Source organism: Ideonella sp. (assembly GCF_035254525.1).
Classification (GTDB): Bacteria; Pseudomonadota; Gammaproteobacteria; order Burkholderiales; family Burkholderiaceae_C; genus Ideonella.
Genome location: NZ_DATFAN010000093.1, coordinates 1 through 10,277 on the forward strand (window position 1 = coordinate 1; position 10,277 = coordinate 10,277).

Sequence of the window (10,277 nt, forward strand, 5' to 3'; positions counted from 1 at the left end):
GGCGCTGGGCCTGCCGATGAACTGGCGCGAGGTGCCGCGGCAGCCGCTGCCCGGCGCGCGCCACGATGCCCGCACGCGCTTCTACCTCTTCGTGCTCAAGGGCTACGCCTACCTGAGCCTGCGCCTGGGCGACGGTGCCGAGGCGCGCGACGCGCTGGGCTTGCTGCGCGCCCTGGACCCGGGCGACTGCGTGGGCGGCGCCTTGCTCGAGGCGGTGCGCCAGCGCGCGCTGGCCGATGACGCCGACGAGGCTGGGGACGACCCGCCCGCCTACGTGCAGGCCACCGGCGCCGCCGCCTGGGCGCGCCTGCCCAGCCTCGCCTGACGAAGGGGCTGCGATGGATGCCGACGCACTCAACGACATCCCGGCGATGGACTGGCATCAGCAGCCGATCACCGAGGCCACCTGCGCCGCCTGCGCCCACGCCGCGCTGCGCGCCGAGGGTGCTTGTGAACCTGGCCGCAGCTGCATGCAGGACGTCTACGCCCGCCGCATCGACCGCTTCTTCCGCAGCCACCCGGCATTGGCCAACGGCCACCTGGCCCACCCGTATTTCGAGGTGCGTGCGATCGCGGCGCGTTATGCCGACCTGTTCCAGCTCGGCCCGCTGCTGGCCGACCCGGACGAGACGGTGCGCCTGCAGGTCGCCCTGCGCGTGCCGCAGCGGCTGCTGCGCACGCTGCGAGACGACCCGCACCGCGAGGTGCGCATCCGCGTGGCCCAGCGCATCGATGTGGCCGAGCTGGCCGCGATGCTGCACGACCCCGACTACCAGGTGCGCTGCATCGTCGCGCGCCGCCTGCCCGAGGGCCTGCTGCCGCTGCTGATGCACGACGCCGACCTGCAGGTGCGCCTGGAAGTGGCGCGCCGGCTGCCCATGCCGGCGCTGTGGCGCCTGGTGGAAGACCACGCCCCCGAGGTGCGCCGCATCGCCGCCGAGCGCCTGCCCGCGCCGCTGCTCGACGTGCTGGTCGCCGACCCCGACTGGACCGTGCGCTGGGAGGCCGCGGGCCGCGCGATCGGCGCCGCCTTGCACCGGCTGCTGGGCGACATCGAACCCGAGGTGCGCGAGCGCGCAGCGCAGCGCAGGCAGGAGCTGGAGCCGGCCCATGGCTGACATCAACCGCGACGACGATGACGTGATCGAGATCGCGCTGCCGCCGCGATTCGCGATGGGCGAGCGCGTCATCAGCCGCTCCGTGGTCCGCAACGACGGCACCTACAACGGCAAGGACATCGGCGAGGTGCTGGTCGGCAAGGGCGAGGTCGGCTTCGTGCGCTCGATCGGCACCTTCCTGCAGCAGTTCTACATCTACGCCGTCGAGTTCAGCGGCAGCGGCCACCGCGTCGGCATGCGCGCCAAGGAGCTGTGCACGCTGGACCACCTGCCCGACGAGGTGCTGGCGCTGCTCGGTGAGCGCGCAGCGCAGCTCGACCAGATCCGCTAGGAGAGCCCCATGCACGACCTGCGCGAACCGAAATTCCAGTGGGGCCAGCCCGTGGTGGCGGCCACCGACCTCTACAACGACGGCAGCCTGCCCGATGCGCCCGAGGACATCCTGCTCGTCGTCGCGGGCGGCCCGGGCGAGATCGTGCAGGTGGGCCACCACGCGGAGGCGAACGTGCCGGTCTACATGGTGGACTTCGGCGTCGCCGTGCTGGGCTGCCTCGAAGAAGAGATCGGCCCGGTGCCGGAGGCCGGCGCATGATCCAGCGCCAGGCCCACGACGGGGGAAGCGGCGGCCGCGGCCGGCCCGCGATGCCCGAACCGGGCAACGTCCTCACCCTCGACCGCGTGCGCATCGAACGCGGCATCGCGCAGCGTGAGCGCTACAAGTACGTGGTGCCGCGTGTCGAGCGAGAGGGCTTGGGCTGGAAGATCGTCAGCCCCAACTGCTCGCGCAACATCGACCCGCAAGGCGGCGAGATCGACATCGCCTGGCTGGTGCCGACGAGCGATGGCCGCTGGCTGCTGCACGCGCGCGACCATGTGCAGGGCTGCTGGCGCCTGCGCGTCGCCGGGCTCACGCTGGCCGACGCGCTGGCCCGGGTCTGCGCGGACCCGGCCAGGGAGTTCTGGCAGTGATCTACCTCGACCACAACGCGACGACTTGCCCGGCGCCCGAGGTCATCGCCGAGATGGTCGACGTGCTGCAGCGCGTCTGGGGCAACCCTTCGTCCACCCATGGGCCGGGGCAGGCAGCGCGGCGCGCGCTGGTGGACGCGCGGGCCCGCGTGGCGGCCTTCCTCGGCTGCCAGGTCGCCGAGCTGGTGTTCACCAGCGGTGCCACCGAGGCCAACCACATGGCGGTGCTGGGTGCGCTGGCCGCTGCGCGCGGCACCGCCCGCCGCCGCCTGGTGCTGTCGGCCGTCGAACACCCTGGCCTGCTCGCATTGGGCCGGCGCCTGGCCGGCGAGGGCGTGCCGCTCGACCTGATCCCGGTCGATGCGCAGGGCCGGCTCGATTTCGCGGCGGCGAAGGAACTGATCGGCGACGACGTCGCGCTGGTCAGCGTGATGGGGGCCAACAACGAGACCGGCGTGCTGATGCCCATTGCCGAGCTGGCCGAGCTGGCGCACACACACGGCGCGCGGTTGCACGTGGATGCGACCCAACTCGCCGGCAAGTCGGCGCTGAACTTCGCGGCCAGCGGTGCCGACCTGATGTCGGTCTCCGCGCACAAGCTGGCCGGGCCCAAGGGCGTGGGCGCGCTGGCCGTGCGCAAGGGGCTGGCGCTGCCGCCGCTGCTGTCGGGGCGGCAAGAGCGCCAGCGCCGCGGCGGCACCGAGAACCTGCCCGGCATCGTCGGCTTCGCCGCCGCGGCTGAGCGCGCGGCCGCCACGCTCGCGAGAGACCTGGCCCACATGCGATTCCTGCGCGAGCACCTCGAGCAAGGCCTGCAGCGCGTGCTGCCGGCCAGCCACGTCTACGGCCAGGAGGCCGCACGCCTGCCCAACACCGTGTGCCTGCGCTTCGGCACGCTCGACGCCGAGCAGGTGCTGAACAAGCTCGAGCGTGCCGGCATGCTCGCTTCGTCCGGCGCAGCCTGCAGCGCCGGCGGCACCCAGCCATCGCACGTGCTGCTCGCGATGGGCGAGAGCGCCGAGCGGGCCAAGGCCGCCGTGCGCTTCTCGCTTGGGCCCGACAACACCGCCGACGAGATCGGCCGCGTGATCGCCGTTGCCGCGCGGGTCATCGGCCCCTTGTTGATCGACCAGACCGCGGCCCTGGCTGCCTGACCCACCCGAGGAACCCCATGAAAGTGATGATCCGCAAGACCGCGTCCGGCGCCCTGTCGGCCTATGTGCCGAAGAAGGATCTGGAGGAGCCCATCGTCGCGCAGGAGCGCGCCGAGCTGTGGGGCGGCCAGATCACGCTGGCCAACGGCTGGACGCTCGCGCTGCCCGAGATGGCGCCTGGCACGACGCTGCCGATCACCGTCGAGGCCCGACGGCTGTCGGGCGACTGAGATGGACGCCCCCGACGACTGGCTGCTGCTGTCCGACCCGGACGTGAGCGCGCTCGAGGGCGAGCTGGTGCAGGCGGCGCTGCGTGCGCCGCGCCTGTCGGCCGGCCGCATGGTCGAGCAGTTCGAGGCCGGCTTCGCCCGCTGGCTCGGCCGCGCGCACGCCGTGGCGGTGCCCAGCGGCACGCTCGGCACCTGGCTGGCGTTGCGGGCGCTCGGCATCGGCCCGGGCGACGAGGTGATCGCCTCGCCCTACGGCTGGCACCAGGTGGCCCACGCGGTCACGCTGGCCGGCGCGCGGGTGGTGTTCTCCGACATCAACTACTGGTCCGGCTGCCTGGACCCGGCGCGCGCCGCGGCGCAGATCACGCCGGCCACGCGCGCCATCCTGGCCGGCAACGTCAACGGCCACCCGGCGGCGTGGAAGGAGCTGCGTGCGCTGGCCGATGCGCACGGCCTGGCGCTGATCGAGGATTCCACTGAGGCTATCGGCTCGCGCTACCGTGGCCAACCCGTCGGCCGCTTCGGCGACCTGTCGGTATTCGATTTCTCGCAGCCCTCGGCGCTGTGCTGCGGCGAGGGCGGCATGGTGGTCACCGACGACGCCGCGCTGGCCAGCGAGCTGCGCTACCTGCGCGCCCGCTCGGCGGGCGACCGGCGCTCGGTCTCTGTCGGCTCGCGCGTGCCGCTGCAGGCCAGCATCAGCGAGCTCACCGCGGCGCTGGGCGCGGCGCAGCTGGCCCGCATCGACGAGATCCTCGCCCGGCGCAAGGCGGTCGAGGCGCAGTACCTGGACCAGATGCTCAGCTTCGAGGGCATCAAGCCGCCGTATGTGGCACCCGATGTCGAAGAGGTGCACTGGATGCTCTACCTCGTGCACCTGGGCAAGCGCTTCACGGCCAGCGCCTGCGCGCAGATCGTCGACGACCTGGCCACCGAGCTGATCGAGGTCGTGCCGTACTGCCAGCCGCTGCACCAGCAGTTCCATTACGCGCAGCAGGGCTGCAAGCGCGGCCAGTTCCCGCTCACCGAGCGCGTCGCCGACCGCGCGCTCGCGCTGCCGCTGCACGGCCACCTCGAGCCCGACCACGTGAAGTTCATCGTCAAGACGCTGAAGGACTCGTCGATCAACGTCGGCGCGGGCGCAGCGATTTACTTGTAGGACCCACCATGTTCCACGCCACCCTGGCCGACCTGCCTGACACCGTGATTGACGGCCTGGCCGCCGGCACGCTCGCCCCCTACCTCGGCCCCGGCCTGCTCGCGCTGTGCGAAGGCGCCACTCCGCCGGCCGAGCCGGCCGCGCTGGCGGCGGTGCTGACCGCCAAGGTCTCGGTGCCGGGCAAGATCAAACACCGGCTCACCGCCGCGGCGCAGTTCATCGAGAACTTCAAGCACCGCAAAACGCTCGTCAACGCGATGAACGAGGCCTATGCGGTGGCTGCCGTGCCCTCGGCCCTGCAGCGCTGGCTGGCTGCACTGCCGGCGCCGCTGATCGTCGACGCCTGGTACGACGACACGCTGCGCGCGGCGCTGGCCGAAGCGCGCGCCGACTGGGGCGAGGTGCAGGGCCTGTCGCAAAGCGAACACTTCGGCACCTGGGTCGGCTGGTACGACCCGCAGGGCGCCGTCAGCCCGGACCCGATCGAAGCCCGCACCGTGCTCTACAAGCCCTGGGGCGGCCATGTGCCGGCGGGCAACTACCTGGTCTCCGACACCGACTTCGTCGAGGTGCTGACCGAGATCGACATCCAGACGCCGATTCCGGCGCTGGTGCAACAGCGCCGCGCCGCGCTGGGCTTCGTCTTCCTCGGCTGCCGCTTCAACGATCAGCTGCCCCGCGCCTTTGCGCGCCAGATCATGAAGCGCTCGGCCGGCCCGCACTACGCGGTGCTGCCCGATGAGCCTACGCGCATGGAAGCGCGCTTCCTGGCGGAACAGGGGATCACCCGCATCGCCATGCCGCTGGCCGAGGCCGCCGCGGCGCTCATGGCCAGTCAACCGGCCCTCGTCGTCTGAACTTCACGAAAGACCCTTCCATGACCACGCTCACCATCCTCCCCGCTGGCCTCACCACCGAGGTGGCAGCGGGCACCAACCTGCTGCAAGCGATCATTGCCGCCGGCGCAAATGTCGCCACCAAGTGCGGCGGCGAAGCCAAGTGCGGCGCCTGCCACATCTTCGTCACCGAAGGCCGCAAGGGCGTCTCGAAGATGGGCACGGCCGAGAACGGCAAGCTCGACACCATCGTCGGCGTCGGCAGCAAATCGCGCCTGGCCTGCCAAGTTTCGGTGCTCGGCACCGAGCCGGTCACGGTGGAGTTGCTGGGCGCCCTGTCCGGCTTCTGAGTGCAGGACACCCGCGGCTTCTTCGTGGGGCTGCAGGCGGCCTTTGCCGGCTCGCTGCAGGCCCTGGCAGCCAGACCCGAGCGCATCGACGCGCTGCTGGGCCGGGCGTTCGAGGTCTTCGAGCGCAACCTGCCGGTGCAGTGCGAGGGTGAGCCGGCGCTGGCCTGCCGGCGCGGCTGCGCGGCCTGCTGCACCTTGCGGGTGACGGCCACCGCGCCGGAGGTGCTGGGCGTCGCGCGCTGGTTGCGCGCGTTGGCGCCGCGCCTGGCCGAGCGGGGCATCGACCTGGGCGGCCAGGTGCGCGCCGCCGATGCCCTCACCCGCGGGCAGGGCGAGGCGGCGCGGGTGGGCCTGCGCCAGCGCTGCCCGTTCATCGCCCAGGGCGTGTGCGTGATCTACCCGGTTCGGCCACTGGCTTGCCGCGGCCATGCCTCACACGATGCCCGGGCGTGCGCCGACGCGGCCGCGGGCCGGCGCGCGCAGGTGCCCCACAGCAAGGGCCACCGCGAGCTGCGCGGGGTGGTGCAGAACGCGATGCAGAGTGCGCTGCGCGACGCCGGCCTGGCCTGGGCGTCGTATGAGCTCAACCAGGCGCTGGTGCGGGCGCTGGACGACGAGCACTGCGAAGCCGCCTGGCTCGCCGGCGAGGACGTCTTCGCACCGGCCCGGGTCGACGAGGTCGACCCGGACGAGATGGCGCGGGTGTTCGACCTGCTGAAACCCGAGGCACCGGGCCGGCACGCCAATGGCGTGCCGGGCGTTTGATGGGAGTGAGCGCGCCGGCCCGCGCTGACCCGTGGCCAGCGCCTCGGGCGAGCCTCGGCGTCAGGGCGTCCCGCGGGGTTTCGGCGGGCCGACCTTGATGCCGCGCCTGGCCAAGGCTTCGCGCAGCAGCACCTCCGCCTGGGCGTTGGCGCTGCGCAGCTCTTGTGCCGCCAAGCGCTCCACTTCGGCCCACAGCGCGGGGTCCACGCGCAGGGGGAATGCCTTCTTGGCGGGGCTCGCCATGTCAGTGGTGCGAGGCGCCCGGCCGTTGCGGTCGCCGCGGCTGTTTCGGGTGCTCGGACGTAGGGACGTCGACCGACGGTTTTGGGAAGGCTCGCATGAGAGCGACTACCCAAAGCACCGTCGCAAGGCCAAAGACGGCGGTCACCACCAGTGAAATCGATTGGGACTGGCGGCGCACCCAGGGCAACAGGGCGGGGCCTGCCAACCATGGCGTGAAGGCCGCCACCACCGTGAGGACCAGCAGGTCGCCCGGCCCGAGGGCGACACGTTCGGCTTCTTGCCACCCCATCCAGCAGGCGCCCACGAGCGACATGCTGACCAACCAGCCCAGGACGAGAGCGATGCGCAGCATGGCGGGCTCAGTTGTAGAGCGTGCCGGTGTTCACCACGGGCTGCGTTTCCCGGTCGGAGCAGAGCACCACCAGCAGGTTGCTCACCATGGCCGCCTTGCGCTCGTCGTCCAAGGCGATGATCTCCCGCTCCCTCAAACTCTTGAGCGCACCCTCCACCATGCTGACGGCACCGTGCACGATCTTGCTGCGGGCGCTGATGATGGCCTCGGCCTGCTGCCTGCGCAGCATGACCTGGGCAATCTCCGGGGCGTAGGCCAGGTGGCTGATCTTGGCGTCGAGCACGTCCACACCGGCGTCGCCGAAGCGGATTTGCAGCTCTTGTTTCAGGGCCTCGGCCACGGCTTCCTGTCCGCCCCGCAGGGTGATGGCGCCGGCGTCGATGTCCTCGCCCTCGTCGTAGGCGTAACGGGTGGCCAGGTGGCGGATGGCGGCCTCGGCCTGTACGCGCACGTAGGCCTCGTAGTCGTCCACCTGGAACATGGCCTGCGCGGAGTCGCGCACGCGCCACACCACCACGGCGCTGATTTCGATGGGGTTGCCGCGCTGGTCGTTCACCTTGAGCACGGGCGCGTTGAGGTTGCGGTCGCGCAGGCTGATCTTTCTCTTGATGGCCAGCGGGTTGGCCCAGCGCAGGCCGGCCTGGCGGTCACTGCCGGTATAGGCGCCGAACAGGGTCAGCACGGCCGCCTGGTTAGGGTGCAGCATGTACAGACCGGCCAGGGCCACCGGGGCCAGCAGCAGCGCGGGCACGGCCACGAGCAGGGCGCCCGCCCTGACGCTGGCGATGGCGATGGCCAACAGCACCAGGCCCACCACGATCATCAAGTAGCCATCGGTGGACTTGGCGCGCCCTTCTCGCAGTGCGGCCTTGCTGGGGGTGTTCATGACGTCTCCTCGAATGAAATCAAAGTGATATCACTTTATGCCCAACGAGCTGGCCATGCAAGCGGTGGCAGTGCGGCGCAGGCGGACCGTCGTTCCCCGAAAGAGGGCCGCCCGCCGGAGACAGGCGGCGATGTCGGCGGGCCTGGGCGTGCCGACTCTGCGGACGTGGGCCCAGGCCTGCTCGCCGACGCTTCAGCCGCGCGCCTTGGCGCGCTCGGCAGCGCTGTAGTGGCTGAAATGGCCTTCCTTGGCGGCCGCGCGCCGCCCCGCGGCGATCGTCGCCTTGCTGGTGCCCTGGGGCGCCGTCAAGGACACCAGGCGGTCCAGCGCGGTGCTGGCGCACTGGGGGCAAGCCGGCACGGTGCTGCTGCGCACCAGCAACTCGAATTCGGCCTGGCAGGTGTTGCAGCGGTAGTCGTGGATGGGCATGGCGGTGTCCTTTCAGGCGGTGGCGTTTTCGGGTGCCGTGTTGGCAGCGGGCGGCGGGGGGCTCAGCGCCAGCGCGACCAGGGCGCTGGCCTGGTCGCTCACCGCGTGCACCACGGCCGGCAGGAGCTGCCGCTTCCACGGCCGGGGCAGTGCCGCGGCGCCGCAGCGCGCGCCGGCCAGCATGCCCAGCAGCGCGCCGGTGGTGTCGGCGTCCTCGCCCTGGTTGACGGTGGCCAGCATGGCGGCCTCGAAATCGTCGAAGGCCAGCAGGTGGTGCAGCACGGTCTGCACGGTGTCGACGACATAGGCGCTGGCGCGTCCGGGGTAGGGCTGGAAGCGGAAGACCGGCTGCCGGGTGACCAGGCGTTCGCCATGGGTGCGCAGCTCGGCCGGCCCGGCGCCGGCCAGCAGGGCGCGCAGCAGGTGGCCAATGGCCAGCACCGCGGCGTCCGACAGCGGGTGGTGGTGGGTGATGTGGGCCTGGGCGATGGACACGCGCTCGAACGCGGTGTCGTCCCCCAGCGTGGCCAGCGCCACCGGCAGGTTGCGCATCAGCGCGCCGTTGCCGGCATCGCCGTCGTGCGGCTCGCCGTGCAGCGAGCCGTGGTGCAGGTAGCGCAGGATGCCGCGCCGGCAGGTGTGGCCGCAGTCCACCGGCCGCCCGCGCCTCCAGGCCACGAAGGCGTCGGCAATCAGCGTCGTGTCCAGCGGCCGGCCGAGGCGGGCGCCGCGCAGCAGCGCGTCGCCCAGCGCCAGGCTCATGGTGGTGTCGTCGGTCACCTGGCCGGCGGGCAGCCTGAGCCAGCCGCCGCCCACGATCTGCCGGTGCACGCCGCCTTGCGCGGCGAATCGGTGGGCAATCTCGCGCGGTGTCATGAATTCGACCGTCGCGCCCAGCGCGTCGCCGATCGCGAAGCCCAGGTAAGCGCCCAGCGCGCGGTCCAGCAGCAGAGGCAGGGGCGGCAGGGGTGTGCGTTCAAGCATAGCTGGCCCGCACCTCGTAGTCACCGCCCAGTGCCAGCACTTCGGCCTCGGCCGCGAGCGAGCGCGTGCTGAGCAGGCCGGGGAACAACAGCAGCTTGGATTGCGGCACCTGGGCCTCGAAGATCCAGTCGCCGAAGCACTCGGCCTGGTCCCGGCTCAGGCTGAAGGAGACCAGGTTGTTCAGCCGCACGGTGGCGTGCCGGCTTCGCAGTGAGCCCTGGACGATCTGCTCCTCGCAGCGCGTGCTGCCGCGCCACAGGCGCACCCAGGGCCCGCGCCCCAGCGGCTGGAACCGCGCGAGCACCCATTGGCAGAACTCGAACAGCAGGTCGAGCTGCTGGAAGATGCTGTTGCGGTGGTAGCGGCTGGTGGCCTTCTGCTCGATGTAGCCCACCCACGCGGGCGACGGAAAGCGGCCCAGCGGCGCCTGGTGAAAGCCCGGCACCAGGCCGAAGCGGCTCTCGACCCAGCCCTTGAGCACCGCGCCGGCCGGGCCGTTGGCGTCCATGCCCCATCCTTGCAGCAGCTTCAGGTGACTGGCGCTGCCGGGGCGGTCCAGCCCGAAGGCAATGCTCATGTAATGGGCGAACACGTCGCGCGCCTCGTCGAGCGGGCCGCAGCGCTCGAGCAGCGCGAACAGGCCTGCATTGGCCTCGCGCGCGCCGGCGATGTGCAGCGCCTGCGGGTGGGCCTGGAAGACCACGCTCGCCAGCAGCGGCGCCGGCACGCCGACCAGGTTGGTCGTGTACCAGCGGCGCGGGTCGGCCTCATCGGCGCAGACCGAAGGAGACTGTCCGGCGCC

General features: G+C 71.8%; 16 protein-coding genes and 1 pseudogene. 11 read left to right on the forward strand and 6 right to left on the reverse strand.

All coding sequences use genetic code 11. The annotated features are described in order from the left end of the window. The 11 genes and pseudogenes from VJ693_RS08820 to VJ693_RS08870 all read left to right on the forward strand — a co-directional run. Positions 1-325 (forward strand): annotated as a pseudogene (locus VJ693_RS08820) (hypothetical protein); the annotation flags it as partial. A 13-nt stretch (positions 326-338) separates the two neighbouring features. Further along, entirely contained in the window at positions 339-1,118 is a 780-nt protein-coding gene (locus tag VJ693_RS08825; RefSeq protein WP_414652245.1) for a 4Fe4S-binding leucine-rich repeat protein, read from the forward strand. Beyond that, a complete protein-coding gene (locus VJ693_RS08830; protein ID WP_324153358.1) occupies positions 1,111-1,449 on the forward strand; it encodes a nitrogen fixation protein NifZ in 339 nt (112 codons plus the stop codon). Before VJ693_RS08825 ends, VJ693_RS08830 begins: the two co-directional genes overlap by 8 nt. Before the next feature lie 9 nt (positions 1,450-1,458). Next, positions 1,459-1,710: a nitrogen fixation protein NifZ gene (locus VJ693_RS08835; RefSeq protein WP_324153359.1), complete on the forward strand. Its 252-nt coding sequence runs from the start codon at positions 1,459-1,461 to the stop codon at positions 1,708-1,710. Further along, on the forward strand, positions 1,707-2,087 hold the full coding sequence (locus tag VJ693_RS08840; protein ID WP_324153361.1) for a hypothetical protein: 381 nt from the start codon (positions 1,707-1,709) through the stop codon (positions 2,085-2,087). Before VJ693_RS08835 ends, VJ693_RS08840 begins: the two co-directional genes overlap by 4 nt. Then, entirely contained in the window at positions 2,084-3,241 is a 1,158-nt protein-coding gene (locus tag VJ693_RS08845; RefSeq protein WP_324153363.1) for a cysteine desulfurase family protein, read from the forward strand. Before VJ693_RS08840 ends, VJ693_RS08845 begins: the two co-directional genes overlap by 4 nt. A gap of 17 nt (positions 3,242-3,258) precedes the next feature. Beyond that, positions 3,259-3,471, forward strand: coding sequence for a putative nitrogen fixation protein NifT (gene nifT / locus VJ693_RS08850; RefSeq protein WP_324153365.1), 213 nt, complete (start codon positions 3,259-3,261; stop codon positions 3,469-3,471). Between the two features lies 1 nt (position 3,472). Further along, the gene (locus tag VJ693_RS08855; RefSeq protein WP_324153366.1) at positions 3,473-4,630 is read left to right on the forward strand and encodes a DegT/DnrJ/EryC1/StrS family aminotransferase; all 1,158 of its coding nucleotides are present in this window, start codon (positions 3,473-3,475) and stop codon (positions 4,628-4,630) included. An 8-nt stretch (positions 4,631-4,638) separates the two neighbouring features. Then, positions 4,639-5,487, forward strand: a complete 849-nt coding sequence (locus tag VJ693_RS08860; protein WP_324153368.1) for an SIR2 family protein — start codon at positions 4,639-4,641, stop codon at positions 5,485-5,487. Between the two features lie 20 nt (positions 5,488-5,507). After that, entirely contained in the window at positions 5,508-5,816 is a 309-nt protein-coding gene (locus tag VJ693_RS08865; protein ID WP_324153369.1) for a 2Fe-2S iron-sulfur cluster-binding protein, read from the forward strand. After that, the gene (locus VJ693_RS08870; RefSeq protein ID WP_324153371.1) at positions 5,817-6,581 is read left to right on the forward strand and encodes a YkgJ family cysteine cluster protein; all 765 of its coding nucleotides are present in this window, start codon (positions 5,817-5,819) and stop codon (positions 6,579-6,581) included. Positions 6,582-6,641: 60 nt separating this feature from the next. On the opposite strand, the gene VJ693_RS08875 is transcribed toward VJ693_RS08870, so the two are convergent. From VJ693_RS08875 to VJ693_RS08900, 6 genes are all read right to left on the reverse strand, one after another. Then, positions 6,642-6,824 (reverse strand): hypothetical protein, encoded by a 183-nt coding sequence (locus VJ693_RS08875; protein ID WP_324153372.1) that lies wholly within the window; start codon positions 6,822-6,824, stop codon positions 6,642-6,644. A 1-nt stretch (position 6,825) separates the two neighbouring features. Beyond that, entirely contained in the window at positions 6,826-7,176 is a 351-nt protein-coding gene (locus VJ693_RS08880) for a hypothetical protein (RefSeq protein ID WP_324153374.1), read from the reverse strand. A 7-nt stretch (positions 7,177-7,183) separates the two neighbouring features. After that, entirely contained in the window at positions 7,184-8,062 is an 879-nt protein-coding gene (locus tag VJ693_RS08885) for an SPFH domain-containing protein (RefSeq protein ID WP_324153376.1), read from the reverse strand. 192 nt (positions 8,063-8,254) lie between these two features. Further along, entirely contained in the window at positions 8,255-8,491 is a 237-nt protein-coding gene (locus VJ693_RS08890; RefSeq protein ID WP_324153377.1) for a zinc ribbon domain-containing protein, read from the reverse strand. Between the two features lie 12 nt (positions 8,492-8,503). Further along, positions 8,504-9,475, reverse strand: a complete 972-nt coding sequence (gene draG, locus VJ693_RS08895) for an ADP-ribosyl-[dinitrogen reductase] hydrolase (RefSeq protein ID WP_324153379.1) — start codon at positions 9,473-9,475, stop codon at positions 8,504-8,506. After that, positions 9,468-10,277, reverse strand: an 810-nt coding sequence (locus VJ693_RS08900; protein ID WP_324153381.1) for an NAD(+)--dinitrogen-reductase ADP-D-ribosyltransferase, incomplete at its 5' end; no start/stop codon positions are given. The genes VJ693_RS08900 and draG, both read right to left, overlap by 8 nt.